The 14,347-nt window shown below is 65.5% G+C and carries 15 protein-coding genes; 10 read left to right on the forward strand and 5 right to left on the reverse strand.

Translation table 11 applies throughout. From position 1 onward, the window contains the following. From JHL17_RS29745 to JHL17_RS29755, 3 genes are read left to right on the forward strand one after another with little or no spacing between them, the layout of a single operon-like run. Entirely contained in the window at positions 1 to 303 is a 303-nt protein-coding gene (locus tag JHL17_RS29745; RefSeq protein WP_200198226.1) for an SCP2 sterol-binding domain-containing protein, read from the forward strand. Between the two features lie 46 nt (positions 304 to 349). After that, positions 350 to 1,033: a DUF6134 family protein gene (locus JHL17_RS29750; RefSeq protein WP_200198227.1), complete on the forward strand. Its 684-nt coding sequence runs from the start codon at positions 350 to 352 to the stop codon at positions 1,031 to 1,033. A gap of 19 nt (positions 1,034 to 1,052) precedes the next feature. After that, entirely contained in the window at positions 1,053 to 1,337 is a 285-nt protein-coding gene (locus JHL17_RS29755; RefSeq protein WP_042702619.1) for a DUF1488 family protein, read from the forward strand. Positions 1,338 to 1,368: 31 nt separating this feature from the next. Here the strand turns inward: JHL17_RS29755 and JHL17_RS29760 are convergent, their stop codons facing one another. Continuing rightward, positions 1,369 to 1,860: a flavin reductase family protein gene (locus tag JHL17_RS29760; protein ID WP_200198228.1), complete on the reverse strand. Its 492-nt coding sequence runs from the start codon at positions 1,858 to 1,860 to the stop codon at positions 1,369 to 1,371. Positions 1,861 to 2,158: 298 nt separating this feature from the next. Here JHL17_RS29760 and JHL17_RS29765 point away from each other — a divergent pair, with 298 nt between their 5' ends. From JHL17_RS29765 to JHL17_RS29790, 6 genes are all read left to right on the forward strand, one after another. After that, positions 2,159 to 3,322 (forward strand): flagellar motor protein MotB, encoded by a 1,164-nt coding sequence (locus JHL17_RS29765; protein WP_200198229.1) that lies wholly within the window; start codon positions 2,159 to 2,161, stop codon positions 3,320 to 3,322. A gap of 288 nt (positions 3,323 to 3,610) precedes the next feature. Then, positions 3,611 to 4,999: a circularly permuted type 2 ATP-grasp protein gene (locus JHL17_RS29770; protein WP_247893890.1), complete on the forward strand. Its 1,389-nt coding sequence runs from the start codon at positions 3,611 to 3,613 to the stop codon at positions 4,997 to 4,999. Further along, positions 4,996 to 5,973, forward strand: coding sequence for an alpha-E domain-containing protein (locus JHL17_RS29775; RefSeq protein WP_200198231.1), 978 nt, complete (start codon positions 4,996 to 4,998; stop codon positions 5,971 to 5,973). Before JHL17_RS29770 ends, JHL17_RS29775 begins: the two co-directional genes overlap by 4 nt. 71 nt (positions 5,974 to 6,044) lie before the next feature. Further along, positions 6,045 to 6,794, forward strand: a complete 750-nt coding sequence (locus tag JHL17_RS29780; RefSeq protein ID WP_200198232.1) for an arginyltransferase — start codon at positions 6,045 to 6,047, stop codon at positions 6,792 to 6,794. Positions 6,795 to 7,196: 402 nt separating this feature from the next. Continuing rightward, positions 7,197 to 7,736 carry a TRAP transporter small permease subunit gene (locus JHL17_RS29785; protein WP_200198233.1) on the forward strand — a complete coding sequence of 180 codons (540 nt, stop codon included), beginning with the start codon at positions 7,197 to 7,199 and terminating at the stop codon, positions 7,734 to 7,736. Between the two features lie 20 nt (positions 7,737 to 7,756). Further along, the gene (locus JHL17_RS29790; RefSeq protein ID WP_200198234.1) at positions 7,757 to 9,268 is read left to right on the forward strand and encodes a TRAP transporter large permease; all 1,512 of its coding nucleotides are present in this window, start codon (positions 7,757 to 7,759) and stop codon (positions 9,266 to 9,268) included. A gap of 88 nt (positions 9,269 to 9,356) precedes the next feature. Here the strand turns inward: JHL17_RS29790 and JHL17_RS29795 are convergent, their stop codons facing one another. The 4 genes from JHL17_RS29795 to metC all read right to left on the reverse strand — a co-directional run bounded on the left by JHL17_RS29795 (position 9,357) and on the right by metC (position 12,846). Continuing rightward, positions 9,357 to 9,830 carry a PRC-barrel domain containing protein gene (locus JHL17_RS29795; protein ID WP_200198235.1) on the reverse strand — a complete coding sequence of 158 codons (474 nt, stop codon included), beginning with the start codon at positions 9,828 to 9,830 and terminating at the stop codon, positions 9,357 to 9,359. A gap of 132 nt (positions 9,831 to 9,962) precedes the next feature. Next, complete coding sequence (locus tag JHL17_RS29800; protein ID WP_200198236.1) at positions 9,963 to 10,643, reverse strand: calcium-binding protein; 681 nt, start codon at positions 10,641 to 10,643, stop codon at positions 9,963 to 9,965. Positions 10,644 to 11,203: 560 nt separating this feature from the next. Then, the gene (hisI, locus tag JHL17_RS29805; RefSeq protein ID WP_200198237.1) at positions 11,204 to 11,638 is read right to left on the reverse strand and encodes a phosphoribosyl-AMP cyclohydrolase; all 435 of its coding nucleotides are present in this window, start codon (positions 11,636 to 11,638) and stop codon (positions 11,204 to 11,206) included. A 29-nt stretch (positions 11,639 to 11,667) separates the two neighbouring features. Then, the gene (gene metC, locus JHL17_RS29810; RefSeq protein ID WP_200198238.1) at positions 11,668 to 12,846 is read right to left on the reverse strand and encodes a cystathionine beta-lyase; all 1,179 of its coding nucleotides are present in this window, start codon (positions 12,844 to 12,846) and stop codon (positions 11,668 to 11,670) included. Between the two features lie 357 nt (positions 12,847 to 13,203). Between metC and JHL17_RS29815 the strand changes: the two genes are divergently transcribed. Further along, complete coding sequence (locus JHL17_RS29815) at positions 13,204 to 14,223, forward strand: amino acid ABC transporter substrate-binding protein (protein ID WP_200198239.1); 1,020 nt, start codon at positions 13,204 to 13,206, stop codon at positions 14,221 to 14,223. Positions 14,224 to 14,347 lie beyond the last annotated feature (124 nt).

The raw sequence follows: 14,347 nt of genomic DNA on the forward strand, positions 1-14,347 counted from the left end.
ATGGTCGACGACATTTTGCAGGAACTGCGCAGCCGCAGCGGCGACCTGCGTTCGCTCAACGCCTCCGTCCGCTTCCTGCTGGGCAAGGAGGGCGAGGTGATCCGGGTCGACGGCCGTGCCAACCCCATCAGCATCAGCCGCGAGGATGCGGAGGCCGACTGCACCATCCGCATCACGCCGGAAAACCTGCAGAAGCTGATCAACGGCAAGTTGAACCCGATGCTGGCCTTCACCATGGGCAAGCTGAAGGTCGAAGGCTCCATGGGGGTCGCGATGAAGCTGGCGCAGCTGCTGGACGATTGAGCGGCCGGAAGAGCCGCCGACGATCGCCAACCGGGAGGAAACCCACATGACCGAGATGCGCACCAACTGCGCCACCCTGTCCGTTGCCCTGACGAAGCCCCTGATGGCAGCCCTGGTGACGGGCGCGCTGCTGACCGGCCTGCCGGGCGCCGCCGCCGCGCAGGGCGCTGGTGGCCGGACGCTGTCCTACCGGATCCTGATGGGAGAGGATCCCATCGGCAGCGAGCAGGTGAAGATCGAGCCGCAGGGCGACCGCACCAAGGTCACCGTCACCGCCACCACGCGGGTGAAGGTGCTGTTCATCAACTTCCGCTACGACCATAAGCGGGAGGAGCTGTGGACGGGCGGCGTGCTCGATTCGATGACCGCCACCACCGATGACGACGGCACCCCGCACAAGATCGAGATGATGCGTGACGACGGCGGATACCGCCTGACGGTGGATGGCAAGGCCCAGAAGGCGCCGGCCGGCGCACTGCCGCTGACCCTGTGGACGCCGGACGTGCTGAAGCACCGCGAACTGCTGTCGGTGATCGACGCCGCCCCCTACAAGGTGGCGGCGCGGAAGGTCGGAACGGAGACGGTCGAGGCCGGCGGCAAGGCGCAGGAGGCGGCCCACCACCGCATCGAGGGCGATGTGGAGCGCGACCTTTGGTATGCGGCGGACGGCACGCTGCTGAAGACGCGCTTCAAACGCAGCGGCTATGATATCACCTATGTCCTGAAGTGATTGTTCCGACGAGGACCCGATGCCCATCTTCCTGTTTCCCGACGACCCCTTCTGGAACGAGGAGGCCGACGCCGTGGAATTCGCGGTGCAGGTCGGGGAGTATCAGGGCCGTGTCTTCGTCACCCGCCGCACCCTGCAGGGCATCGTCGGCCACACGCCGAAGCCGGACGAGGCGGTTCAGCAGGTCTGCATGAACCGCCCCCTGTTCGAACGGGCGACCGAGCAACGCATCATGGCCCGGGCGCTCGACCCCGACGCCAACATCCACCTGACCGGCCGCGACCTTCACCGGGCGGCGGGGTGAACTCCCCCTTGCGCTCGGGTCTTCGCCGCGCTCAGCCCAGACGGGCGTAGCGGCCGCGGAAATACAGCAGCGGATCGCCGCCGTCGCGGGACGTCAGCTTGCGGACTCGCCCGAGCACGATGACGTGGTCGCCGCCGTCCAACAGATGCTGGCGGTCGCATTCCAGCGTGGCGAGGCAGCCGTTCAGCAGGCGGACGCCGCCGCGGCCGACTGTGGTCTCCAGCCCGGTCCAGCGTTCCTGCAGGTCGCGGCGGGAGAAGCGGTTGGACAAATCCTCCTGGTCGGCGGCCAGGATGTTCACCGCGAAATGCGGCGCGAGGTTGAACGCCTCATACGACATCGCGGCACGGCCCAGGCAGAACTGCACCAGAGGCGGATCGAGCGACACCGAAGAGAAGGAATTCACCGTGACGCCCAGCGGCAGCCCGTCGGGCGCGATGGTCGTGATGACGGCGATCCCGGTCGCGAAGCAGCCGAGGGCGGAGCGGAATGCAAGCGGATCGATCGGCTGGTCGGTGATCATGACGTCCTGTGGGGTGGGCCGGGGGGAGGAGCAGGGCAGGGAACCGGGGAAGAGGTGCTGGACAGGGGGGCGATCAGCCTCCGGTGGCGGTGAAGGTGACACAGAAGGTAGGAAATACCGGGAATTAATCCAGCATGCCAGCCGGTGCAAGCCGCATCTCCGTCCCGGACAACGTCGTTAAACGGATCTTAATCAAAGCCGGTCAGGGTTTTGGCGCGGCAGACGGCCGCCGCTTTCACCGCGGCGCCGCGCGCGAAAATCGGCCTTCGGGCCGCGAACCATTCGCCACGGCCAGGGCATGAGCGGGAATTCCGGCGGCAACGAGCGGCCGATCATCATCAAGAAGAAGAAGGGCGGGCACGGCGGCCACCATGGTGGCGCGTGGAAGGTGGCCTATGCCGACTTCGTGACCGCGATGATGGCCTTCTTCCTCCTGCTGTGGCTGCTGAACGTCACCACATCGGACCAGCGCAAGGGCATCGCCGACTATTTCTCGCCCGTCTCGGTCAGCCGCGAGCAATCGGGCTCCGGCGGCATGCTGGGCGGCAAGACCATCACGGTGCCGGGCGCACAGGTCTCCCCCAGCTCTCCGATGTCGGCCGACGTGCCGGTGTCGGGTCCGCCCGGCTACTCGTCCCAGCAGAGCGAAGATGCCGACGATCCGACCGAGGCCACCACCGGCCCCGGCCAGGGAACCGGTCCCGGAAAGTCGGGCAGCAACGCCGCGGCCAACGGCTCCGCACCCGACGTCGCCGACCAGAAGCCGAGCGAGACCCGCGCCGAGTTCCAGAAGCGGATGGAGGAACTCGCCAAGCAGCTGGGGATTCCCGGCCAGAAGCCCGGAGAGAAGCTGTCCGATTTCGGCGATCGGGTGAAGGAGGCGACGGAGAGCCTGCAGGGCGCCGCCAAGGAGGCGCGCCAGTTCCAGCAGGCCGCCACCGAGATCCGCCAGGCCATCCAGTCGGTGCCGGAGCTGGAGCCGCTGGCCCAGAACCTGATGATCGACCAGACGCCGGAGGGGCTGCGCATCCAGATCGTCGACCAGGACCGCGTGTCGATGTTCCCCGGCGGCTCCGGCCAGATGTATCCGCAGACCCGCCAGCTGGTGCAGCAGGTGGCGAAGGCGCTGTCCAAGCTGCCCAACAAGCTGTCGATCAGCGGACATACCGACTCCTCGCCCTTCCCCGCGGGGTCCGGGCGCGACAACTGGGATCTGTCGACCGAGCGGGCCAACGCCACGCGCCGCGCCCTGCTGGCCGGCGGCATCGACCCGGCGCGAATCCAGGATGTCGTCGGCAAGGCCGACCGCGACCCCCTGGTCGCCGACCAGCCCAACAGCCCGCGCAACCGGCGCATCACCATGCTCCTGCTGCGGGAAACCCAGGCGGCTCCCGCGGCGGGCGGTCAATCCAGCGGCGGCGGCGCTCCCGGCACGGCACCTGCCACGACCAAAGCACGATAATTCGTCTTCGCCATCGATACTTTGGCACTAATTTCCGAAAGCAACGGCGTCCGAATTCTTGCTTTGTCATCGCATCGCACAAAGGTGCACGCGTTTGCCCTGTTCAAAGCGCGCAGCGATGCGTCATACTTCCCGCACAATGCGACATGGCCGGGGCGATGCCGCCCGGCCCGCGATGATCGGTCAGATACAAGCGCGGGGGAGTCTGTGAGCGTACCCGAGGGCAAACCGTCCGACCTTTTGTCATCCTATAATCCCGGCCTCTACTTCGACGAGTTGTTCGGGGCCATGGATTTGCCGGCCGAACACACGGCGCTCATTCGCCAAAGGCTGGCCGCACTCGATTTCGACGAGCTGCGCCGCCGGGCGCAGGACGCGGAGCGGGAGCTCTACAATCTCGGCATCACCTTCATCGTCTATTCCGACAAGGACGCCGTCGACCGCATCCTGCCGTTCGACGTCATCCCGCGGGTGATCTCCGCGCCGGAATGGGCGCATCTGGAGAGGGGGGTCAAGCAGCGGGTCGCCGCGCTGAACCTGTTCCTGCACGACATCTATCACGACCAGAAGATCCTGAAGGACGGGGTGATCCCGCGGGATCTGGTGGAGGGGAACCATAACTTCCGCCCGCAGATGATCGGGCTGGACGTTCCCTTCAACACCTACATCCACATCATGGGCACCGATCTGGTGCGGGACCGCCATGGCACCTTCCGGGTGCTGGAGGACAACGGCCGCGTCCCGTCCGGCGTTTCCTACGTCGTGGAAAACCGCCACATGATGCAGCGGGTCTTCCCCGACCTGATGCAGGACATCGGCATCCGGCCGGTGGACAATTACGGCCACAAGCTGCTGGACGCCATGGTGGAGATCGCGCCCGCCGGGGTCGACGACCCGCAGGTGGTTCTGCTGTCGCCGGGCACCTACAACTCCGCCTATTTCGAGCATATCTTCCTGGCACGCGAGATGGGCGTGCCGCTGGTGGAGGGGCGCGACCTCGTCGTCGACAACGACCGCGTCTATATGAAGACGACCAACGGCCTGGCCCCGGTCCACTCGATCTACCGCCGCCTGGACGACGCTTTCCTCGATCCCAAGGCCTTCAACCCCGACAGCCTGCTGGGCGTGCCCGGCATCCTGGAGGCCTACCGCAAGGGCAATGTCGCGCTGGCCAATGCCATCGGCACCGGCGTGGCCGACGACAAGGCGGTCTACTGCTATGTCCCGCGGATGATCAAATACTACATGGACCAGGATCCGATCATCCCCAACGTCGATACCCGCATCTGCCGCGAGCCGGACGCCCTGCAATACACGCTGGACAATCTGGCCGACCTGGTGGTGAAGCCGGTCGGCGAAGCCGGCGGCTACGGCATCACCATCGGCCCGCGTGCCAGCAAGGCCGAGCTGGAGGATTGCCGGGCCAAGCTGCTGGCCGATCCGTCCAACTACATCAGCCAGCCGGTGGTCGACCTGTCGGTCTGCCCGACCGTCTGCGACGAGGCCATCGAGCCGCGCCACGTCGATCTGCGACCCTTCGCCATCACCGGCAAGAGCAGCTGGGTCCTACCCGGCGGTCTGTCGCGCGTGGCGCTGAAGAAAGGCACGCTGATCGTCAATTCGTCCCAGGGCGGCGGCTCCAAGGACACCTGGGTTCTGGAAGGTGGTGCGGCATGAACCTGCTGTCCCGTTATGCCGAGTGCATTTTCTGGATGGCCCGCTACATGGAGCGGGCCGAGAATCTGGCCCGTATCCTGGACGTGCACGAGACCTTCGCGCGCGACACCCGTGGGGCCACCAACTGGTTTTCCGTCGTCCAGCTGAACGCGGACGAGAAGGACTTCTTCAGCCGCCATGACCGCCCGACGGCCGAGGCGGTGATCCACTATTACATGTTCGATCCGCAGAACCGCAATTCGCTGCTGTCGATGCTGCGGATGGCGCGGGAGAACGCGCGGACGCTGCGCCCCTGGATCTCGACGGAGATGTGGACGCAGATCAACGTGTTCCACAACAAGCTGCTGGAGATGTCGGTCAAGGACGTGGCGACGCAGAACCTGTCCAAGGTCTGCACCTGGATCAAGGAGGAGTGCCAGTCCCACACCGGCATCACCGAGGGCACCTTCTACCGCGACCAGGGCTGGTATTTCTACCAGATGGGCAAGTATATCGAACGGGCGGACCAGACCACGCGCCTGCTCGACATCAAGTACCACACGCTGCTGCCGTCGCCGGTGGAAGTCGGCTCCACCCTGGACGTCAGCCAGTGGACGACGGTCCTGCGCTCTACCGCCGGCTATCATGCCTTCCGCCGCGTCTATCCCCGCGGCATGTCGCCGACCACCGTCGCCGGCTTCATGCTGTTCAACGAAGGATTCCCGCGCTCGGTGGTGATGTGCGTGCGGCAGATCGACGGGGTGCTGACCCGGATGCGCTCGCGTTACGACCTGCGCGGCGGGGCGGCGGCGATGGAGCGGGTTGACGAATTGCTGGCCGCCCTGCTGTCCCGTCCGATCGACGCGGTGCTGCGCGACGGCCTGCACGAGTACCTCGACTGGATCCAGCTGCAATTGAACGTCATCACCACGGAGATCGCCCAAGCCTTCTTCGGAGTCCAGCCGCCTCTGGCGGTTCAGAGCCAGTCGCAGTAAGCTCGGGTCCGGCGGAGGGGTCCCGGTGCTCCTCCGTCTCCTCCTCACCGTCGTGGTGGTTGTCGGTCAGAATGTCGGTCATCCAGCCGCCGCAGCGTCCATTGCAGCAATTCTTCCGGTCGGGGCCGATGCCATGCCCCTATCTGCCGGGACGGGTGGAACGCAAGCTGTTCACCCGCTTGATCGGTCCCTACGCGACCGAGGTGAACTCCACCCTGTCGCGCGCCGGCTTCCGCCGCAGCCACGACATCGTCTATCGCCCGGTCTGTCCCAATTGCCAAGCCTGCGTGCCCGTGCGCGTTCCGGTCGCAGACTTCATCCCCACCCGGTCGCAGCGCCGGGTCTTGAAGCTGAACGCCGGCCTGACCCTGGCGGAACGGCCGGCCTATGCCACCTCGGAGCAGTACCGTCTGTTCTCGCTCTACCAGAACTCCCGCCACGGCGACTCCGACATGGCCCGCATGGCGATGGGCGATTTCGCCGCCATGGTGGACGAGGGCAGGGCGGACACCAATCTGCTGGAGGCGCGCGACGAGCGTGGCCAGCTGGTCGGCTGCATGCTGACCGACCGGCTGTCGGACGGCTATTCGGCGGTCTACAGCTTCTATGATGCCGCCCAGGACCGCCACAGCCTTGGCACCTTCATGATACTGGGCCTGATCGAACGGGCCCGGCTGGCCGGCATGCCCTATGTCTATCTCGGTTACTGGATCGCCCACAGCCGCAAGATGGCCTACAAGGCGAAATTCCACCCGCTGGAATGCCTGGGCGAGGACGGCTGGCATCCTGCGGAGATCCCGCCCGGCGGCGACGAGGAATAGAGGCGTCGCGGCAGGCGCATCCTGCCGGCGCCTCTCCGGTGACTCCGCCATATCCCCCTGCACTCGCCCGACCTCGTCCCGCACGCGCATGTTCCGGCACCCCGGAGCATCGGCGCTGCCCGGCCATGGACGTCGTGAGCACCGCCGATCCCCGGCATACCGGCCGCTGCCTCCCGGCCGGCGCTCGCAGGTCGCGATCGGCGCCAAGCGTCTACGGGATTCTACGTAGCTCCAACGTAGCCCTTGCCGCGCTTGGGCGGGAAAGGAATAGTCCCGTCGAATCCAATCTTTTGGTATACCCTCCGACCGAGAGAGGGTTGCGACCTGCCGCGTCCTTGCGGCTGCAACAAAAGCAAAAGGGGACGGCTTAAGCCGCGCCCCCGCAACAGGGAGGTTTCTCCTTTGAGAGGTCTGCTCAGACTAAGCGGGCTCATCGATGCCGTGAACGAAGGCATCGGCAAGCTCGCCTACTGGCTCGTGCTGGTCGCCGTGATCGTCAGCTCGGCCAATGCGGTCATCCGCTATGCATTCAACATCAGTTCGAATGCCTGGCTGGAACTGCAATGGTATTTGTTCGCCGGAGTTTTCCTGTTGTGCGCAGGTTATACCTTCCTGCGCAACGAACATATCCGCATCGACATCGTGCTGGGCCGCTTTTCCCGGCGGGTCCAGGCCTGGGTCGACATCTTCGGGATCATCGTCTTCATGTTCCCGATGACGATCCTGATCATGGTGCTGTCCTGGCCGATGTTCATGGACAGCTTCGTCACCGGCGAAATGTCGAGCGACGCCGGCGGCCTGATCCGCTGGCCCGCGAAGATCCTGGTCCCGATCGGCTTCTTCCTGCTCACCGCCCAGGGTGTGTCGGAACTGATCAAGCGCATCGCCTTTCTCACCGGCCATCGTGACGAGCCGGGCGAGAAGATGCACAGCCATTCCTAAGGACCGGGAGCGCCCCCCAGATGGTAGAGTTCATATCCACCAACATGGCGCCGCTGATGTTCGGCGCCTTGGTGCTTTTCCTGTTGATGGGATTCCCGGTGGCCTTCGCACTGGCCGCCAACGGCTTGGTGTTCGGCCTGATCGGCATCGAACTGGGACTGCTGACACCGGCATTGCTGCAGGCGCTGCCGGAACGCGTGTTCGGCATCATGCGCAACGACACGCTGCTGGCGATTCCCTTCTTCACCTTCATGGGCCTGATCCTTGAGCGGTCGGGCATGGCCGAGGATCTGCTCGACACCATCGGGCAGCTGTTCGGACCCATCCGCGGCGGTCTGGCCTATGCGGTGATCTTCGTCGGCGCGCTGCTTGCGGCAACCACCGGCGTGGTCGCCGCCTCGGTCATTTCCATGGGCCTGATCTCGCTGCCGATCATGCTGCGCTACGGCTATGACCGCCGCCTGGCGTCGGGCGTCATCGCGGCGTCGGGCACGCTGGCCCAGATCATCCCGCCGTCGCTGGTGCTGATCGTGCTGGCCGACCAGCTCGGCCGCTCGGTCGGCGACATGTATGCCGGCGCGCTGATCCCCGGCCTCGTGCTGACCGGACTCTATGCCGGTTACATCCTGCTCACCAGCATCATCAAGCCGGAGATGGTGCCGGCGCTGCCGCCGGAAGCCCGCACCTTGCGCGGGGCAAAGCTGCTGCTGCGCGTCATCACCTCGCTGGTCCCGCCGCTGGTGCTGATCTTCCTGGTGCTTGGCACCATCTTCGTCGGCATCGCCACCCCGACGGAGGGCGGCGCGATGGGAGCGGCCGGCGCCATCCTGCTGGCGCTCGCCAAGCGGCAGCTGAGCTGGAACCTGATGCGTCAGGCGATGGACTCGACCGCCAAGCTGTCCTCCTTCGTGGTGTTCATCCTGATCGGTTCGACGGTGTTCGGTCTGGTGTTCCGGGCCGTCAACGGCGATCTGTGGGTGGAGCATCTGCTGATCGGCCTGCCGGGCGGCGAGCTGGGCTTCCTGATCGTCTGCAACATCCTGGTCTTCGTCCTCGCCTTCTTCCTCGATTTCTTCGAGCTGGCCTTCATCATCGTGCCCCTGCTGGGGCCGGTGGCGGACAAGCTGGGCATCGACCTGATCTGGTTCGGCGTGCTGCTGGGCGTCAACATGCAGACCAGCTTCATGCACCCGCCCTTCGGCTTCGCGCTGTTCTTCCTGCGGTCGGTGGCGCCGAAGACCGATTACATCGACAAGGTCACGGGCCGGAAGATCGGGAAGATCACCACCGGCCAGATCTACTGGGGTGCGGTGCCTTTCGTGGTGATCCAGATCATCATGGTCGCCCTGGTCATCTCCTTCCCGCAGCTGGTCGATGCCGGCCGCGACAAGGGGCCGGTGATCAACCTGAACGACGTGAAGATCGAGATCCCGGCCTTCGACAACCAGGATGTCGCGCCGCCCTTCGGGGATCCGTCGCAGCCGGAACAGAACCCGGCGGACGACATCATGAAGCAGCTTCAGGGGAAGTGACGGCGACCGCCACCGTCCCTGGATACGAAAAGGGGAGCCGGTTCGTCCGGCTCCCTTTTTTATTGGTGTGCTTCCAGCTGGGAAAGGGTCAGCGCGGCCGGGTGGCTCCGGCCCAGTTTGTCGGCGCGGTGCCGGCGGGCAGGGCGCTGCCCATCGAGACCATGCGGTCGCTTCCGCCGACCGGCGGCAGCGCGGCGAATTCCTCCGCCGTCATGCCGGTCAGGATCACGGCCTGGCGGTTGCGGGCGTAGCGCAGATTGTCACTGGCCACCGTCACCTTGTGCTCGTTCGGGAAGCGGGGCGCGCCGACGGTGACGATCGCCTGCTCCACCCGGTTGCTCGGCCCGATCACCAGGTCGGTGACGTTGCCGAGGATGCGGCGGCCGTCCGGCGTCTGGACGGTCAGCCCGACCAGTTCGATCGGCGGCTTCGTCGCCACCTCCGCCGATGGGACGCCTCCCATGTCGGCACTGGCGCAGGCGCCCAGCGCCAGGACCGGCAGGACGGCCAGAACCGGCAGGGTGGGAAGACGCTTGCGCAGGGAAAGGCGGCGGTGGTCCATCGTTCTTGGCCCTTTTGCTGACGGCGCGGAAATGTCCGCTCCTATAACAGCGTAAGCATGGCCGGAGGTCCGCTGCGCCGACGGGGTGATCCCATCGGCGGCCGGAGATCTCCATTCGGACAGGGGGGAGGGTCAGGTAAAGATGAAATCGTGGCCGGCAGTCAGCCCGACTTGATCCACCGTCAGCGACGAGCCGTCGGCAAAGGTGAAGACCGACGAGAAGCCGACGCTGGACAGCGACATCTGAGCCGCGGTGTAGCCGTGGAACTCGATCTGGTCGATCCCCCTCTCGAAATAATTGATGGTGTCCTTGCCGAAGCCGCCGGTCGCCTGCTCCATCAGGAAGCGATCGACCTGACCGTCGGTGTAGCTGACCATGAGGTCGTCGCCGGTGCCCGGACGGAACAGGTCGGCGCCGCCGTCGCGATAGCTGTCATAGAGCGTATCGTTGCCGGCGCCGCCGATCATGGTGTCGTCGCCGCGCATTCCCTTCAGGATGTCGTCGCCGGTGCCGCCGTCCAGCCAGTCGTTGCCGTCGCCGCCGAACAGCTGGTCGTTGCCGGCATCGCCCCACATCGAATCGTTTCCGGCCTCGTTCCCGTAGGGATCGCCGAGCCAGTCGTTGCCGTCGCCGCCATGGAACTGGTCGTTGCCCAGCCCGCCGATCAACGAATCATTCCCCCGTTCGCCATACAGCAGATCGTTCCCGCCGGCGCCGTTGATGCGGTCGTCCCCATCCAGACCGTCGAGACGGTCGTCATAGGCGGTGCCGGTCATGGTGTCGTTGTACGAAGTCCCCCAGAACTGGCGCATGGCGTCTCTCCATCAGTGCCGTTAACGTGCTGTTAACGATTAACCAGATGTTAACCATGGGCCTCGGGCTGTCGAAAAGCGATAAAGGGGCAATACAAAGGGGACCTGTACAGATGACACAGATAACTGGAACTTGCTGAAATTAACGAAGCAAAATATTTATATATCAGAACTATTTGTGGCCGGATGGAGGAGGTTTCTGTGACAGAAAGAAGATTTTCTTCCCCTTCCGGACAGGTTTTGGACGGCGGAAGGGCACAGGGCCGCATGCCGAACGCGATGTATGAATGGGGAAGGCGGTAGGCCGCAGGCAAAAGGCACGGCAGGAACGGATCGACCGAAAGAGGAACCGAGACGCAAACGCGTCGATCGATACCTGCGATTGCGGATCCGTCAGCCTAGACAAAAAATAACCGGGCGCCCAAGAGAGCGCCCGGTGCAGTCGTGTATAGGGAGGGTTAGAGACAAGAAAGTGTATATACCCTTCGGCAGGGGTGCTGCGTTGATGTGGATCAACATGTCCTGCAGGAGCGCCGAATCCGCCACCGGCGTTCCGTTCGTCAGCCGTGGCCGTGCGAATGCCCGCCATAGAGAATGGCGGGATCGGTTTCGACCTCCTGGATCGTCTCCAGCCGTCCGTCGCGCCAGGCACGGAAGAAGCAGCTGCGCCGGCCGGTGTGGCAGGCGACACCGTCCTGTTCGACGATCAGCAGCAGGGTGTCGCCGTCGCAATCCACCCGGAAATCCTTCAGCCGCTGGACCTGGCCGGAGGTCTCGCCCTTGCGCCACAATCCGCCGCGCGACCGGGACCAGTAGCAGACGCGGCCGGTGGTGAGCGTTTCCACCACCGCGTCGCGGTTCATCCAGGCCATCATCAGGATCTCACCCGTGCCGTCGGCCTGGGCGATCGCGGGAACCAGCCCGTCGGCGGTGAAGCGGATGGCCGCCAACGCGTCTTCATAAGCGGCGGAATCGACCGACGGTGTGTCCGTCATGGCAAATCACTCCTCAACTGGTCCGCCCCTCACAGGGCGGCGGCCATCCGGCGGAAGCCGGCCTCGAGATCGCGGATCAGGTCTTCGGGGCTTTCCAGACCGGCGTGCAGGCGCAGCACCTGTCCCGGATCGTTCCAGCGGGTGGCGGAGCGCACCGCCGACGGCCGGGTGGGCAGGATCAGGCTTTCGAACCCGCCCCAGCTGTAGCCCATGCCGAATAGCTCCATGCCGTCCAGCATCGCCGCCAGCGCTTGGCGCGGCACCTGGTCGATGATGATGGAGAACAGGCCGCTCGAGCCGGTGAAATCGCGCTTCCACAGCGCGTGGCCGGGAAAGTCGGGGCGGGCGGGATGCAGCACCCGCGTCACCTCCGGCCGGGCCTCCAGCCAGTCGGCAAGCGCCAGCGCGCTTTCCTGATGCTGGCGCATGCGCACCGACAGGGTCCGCAAGCCGCGCAGGCCCAGATACAGGTCGTCCGGCCCGCCACAGACGCCGAAGCGGGTGGCGGTCTTCTTCACCACGGTCCAGTGCGCCTCGTCGCGGCAGGTGATCACGCCCAGCATCGCATCGGCATGGCCGACCATGTATTTGGTCGCGGCATGGATCGACAGGTCGACGCCATGGTCGAAGGGGCGGAAGAACAGCGGAGTCGCCCAGGTGTTGTCGATCATCACCGTGGCGCCGACGGCCTTGGCCGCGGTGGCGATGGCCGGCACATCCTGCACCTCGAAGGTCAGGGAGCCCGGCGATTCGAGGAAGACGACGCTGGTGTTCGGCCGCAGCAGCGCCGAGATGCCGGCGCCGATGCAGGGATCGTAGAACTCGACCTCCACGCCATAGGGGGCCAGCGTCTCCTTGGCGAAGCGTCGGGTCGGGCCATAGGCGCTGTCGGTGATCAGCACATGGTCGCCGGCCTTGGTGAAGGCTGACAGCGCGATGGCGATCGCGGCAAGGCCGGAGCCGGTGTTCACCGCCCTGTATCCGCCCTCCAGCGCCGCCGCCGCCTCCTCGAAGGCGAAGGTCGTCGGCGTTCCCATGCGACCGTAGTTCACGCTCGTCAGCATGTTCCGGTCGCTGTCCTCCAGCGCGTCCAGCGTCGGGAACAGCACGGTGGAACAATGGTAGACCGGCGGATTGACGATGCCGTGGTTGTTCCGCGGATCGCGGCCGGCGTGAACCAGAATCGTGTCCTTCGTGACGTCCTTCATCGACTGTCCGTTTGGCTGGAGCGGCAATCCGGCCCGTCCGATGCCGCCGTTGCAGGAACCCCCGGGGCGACGCGGGCGCGGCCGAACATTGTGTCATCCCGGAAGCCCTGCGGCCATCGCCGATTGCACGGAAAAGCCATCCGGGACCGGGATGTTTTGGTAACACCACCAATGCACTGAGGATTCGACAAGCCGGATCAAGTTGATACACTCTTGTCCCACGCGCATGGCAGCGTCGCGATCCTCACAGGGTGGGTCCTGCGGGGCTGTCCCACTGGATCATCAAGCCGGCGTGACCAAGCGCGTCGTCAGACCGCTCAAATGCGAAGAACGCAAGAACAGGGTGGAGTTCATAATATGAAGTCAGGGTTCCTCGCCGCCGCCGCGGCGGCTGTGGTCGTTTCCGCCAGCGCCGTCGCCGGTGCCGCCACGCTCGATACCGTCAAGCAGCGCGGCTTCGTGCAGTGCGGCGTCAACGCCGGCCTGCCGGGCTTCGGCAACCCCGACAGCGCCGGCAATTGGACCGGCCTGGACGTCGATTACTGCCGTGCCGTCGCGGTCGCCATCTTCAACGACCCGAACAAGGTCAAGTTCACCCCGCTGTCCGCCCAGCAGCGCTTCCCGGCCATCCAGTCGGGCGAAGTCGACCTGCTGTCGCGCAACACCACCGCCACGCTGACCCGCGACACCTCGGTCGGCCTGAACTTCGCCCCCGTCACCTATTATGACGGCCAGGGCTTCATGGTCCCGAAGAAGCTCGGCGTGAAGAGCGCCAAGGAGCTGAACGGCGCCACCGTCTGCGTCCAGTCCGGCACCACGACCGAACTGAACCTGGCGGATTATTTCCGCGCCAACAACATGACCTACAACCCGGTCGTCATCGAGTCGAACGACGAGGTGAACGCCGCCTATTTCGCCGGCCGCTGCGACGTGCTGACGACCGACGTGTCCGGTCTGGCCGGCACCCGCGCCGGCGTGGCTCCGGTTCCGGACGACCACGTCATCCTGCCGGAAGTCATCTCCAAGGAGCCGCTGGCCCCCGCCGTGCGCCATGGCGACGACCAGTGGTTCGACATCGTCAGGTGGACGGTCTATGCGACCATCCAGGCGGAGGAGTTCGGCATCACCTCCAAGAACGCCGACGAGTTCAACAGCTCCAAGAACCCGGACATCCAGCGCTTCCTCGGCGCCTCGCCGGGCATGGGCAAGGCGCTCGGCCTGGATGAGAAGTGGGCCTACAACATCGTGAAGAAGGTCGGCAACTACGGCGAGATCTTCGACCGCAACGTCGGCCCGGGCACCCCGCTGAAGCTGGAGCGCGGCCTCAACGCGCTGTGGACCAAGGGCGGCCTGATGTACGCGCAGCCGTTCCGGTAAGGCCCGTTACCGCTTGAAGGCCGTCCCCGCCGGGATCTCGGCGGGGACGGCCCTCCGGTCGAGGAGCGGTCGCGAAGGGCGTCAATGAAACGTCCGCGCATCCGGCCGCATTTGGGAGACATGT

The sequence above is a fragment of the Azospirillum endophyticum genome (genome assembly GCF_016595245.1).
In the GTDB taxonomy this organism is placed as follows: domain Bacteria; phylum Pseudomonadota; class Alphaproteobacteria; order Azospirillales; family Azospirillaceae; genus Azospirillum; species Azospirillum endophyticum.

Excerpts from the sequence above, each read along its gene's own strand:
- JHL17_RS29750 (WP_200198227.1), top strand. The coding sequence starts at position 350 with ATGACCGAGATGCGCACCAACTGCGCCACCCTGTCCGTTGCCCTGACG.
- JHL17_RS29760 (WP_200198228.1), bottom strand. The coding sequence starts at position 1,860 with ATGATCACCGACCAGCCGATCGATCCGCTTGCATTCCGCTCCGCCCTC.
- hisI (WP_200198237.1), bottom strand. The coding sequence starts at position 11,638 with ATGACGGACACACCGTCGGTCGATTCCGCCGCTTATGAAGACGCGTTG.
- JHL17_RS29815 (WP_200198239.1), top strand. The coding sequence starts at position 13,204 with ATGAAGTCAGGGTTCCTCGCCGCCGCCGCGGCGGCTGTGGTCGTTTCC.
- metC (WP_200198238.1), bottom strand. The coding sequence starts at position 12,846 with ATGAAGGACGTCACGAAGGACACGATTCTGGTTCACGCCGGCCGCGAT.
- JHL17_RS29755 (WP_042702619.1), top strand. The coding sequence starts at position 1,053 with ATGCCCATCTTCCTGTTTCCCGACGACCCCTTCTGGAACGAGGAGGCC.
- JHL17_RS29765 (WP_200198229.1), top strand. The coding sequence starts at position 2,159 with ATGAGCGGGAATTCCGGCGGCAACGAGCGGCCGATCATCATCAAGAAG.
- JHL17_RS29790 (WP_200198234.1), top strand. The coding sequence starts at position 7,757 with ATGGTAGAGTTCATATCCACCAACATGGCGCCGCTGATGTTCGGCGCC.
- JHL17_RS29745 (WP_200198226.1), top strand. The coding sequence starts at position 1 with ATGGTCGACGACATTTTGCAGGAACTGCGCAGCCGCAGCGGCGACCTG.
- JHL17_RS29795 (WP_200198235.1), bottom strand. The coding sequence starts at position 9,830 with ATGGACCACCGCCGCCTTTCCCTGCGCAAGCGTCTTCCCACCCTGCCG.
- JHL17_RS29770 (WP_247893890.1), top strand. The coding sequence starts at position 3,611 with ATGGATTTGCCGGCCGAACACACGGCGCTCATTCGCCAAAGGCTGGCC.
- JHL17_RS29800 (WP_200198236.1), bottom strand. The coding sequence starts at position 10,643 with ATGCGCCAGTTCTGGGGGACTTCGTACAACGACACCATGACCGGCACC.
- JHL17_RS29780 (WP_200198232.1), top strand. The coding sequence starts at position 6,045 with ATGTCGGTCATCCAGCCGCCGCAGCGTCCATTGCAGCAATTCTTCCGG.
- JHL17_RS29775 (WP_200198231.1), top strand. The coding sequence starts at position 4,996 with ATGAACCTGCTGTCCCGTTATGCCGAGTGCATTTTCTGGATGGCCCGC.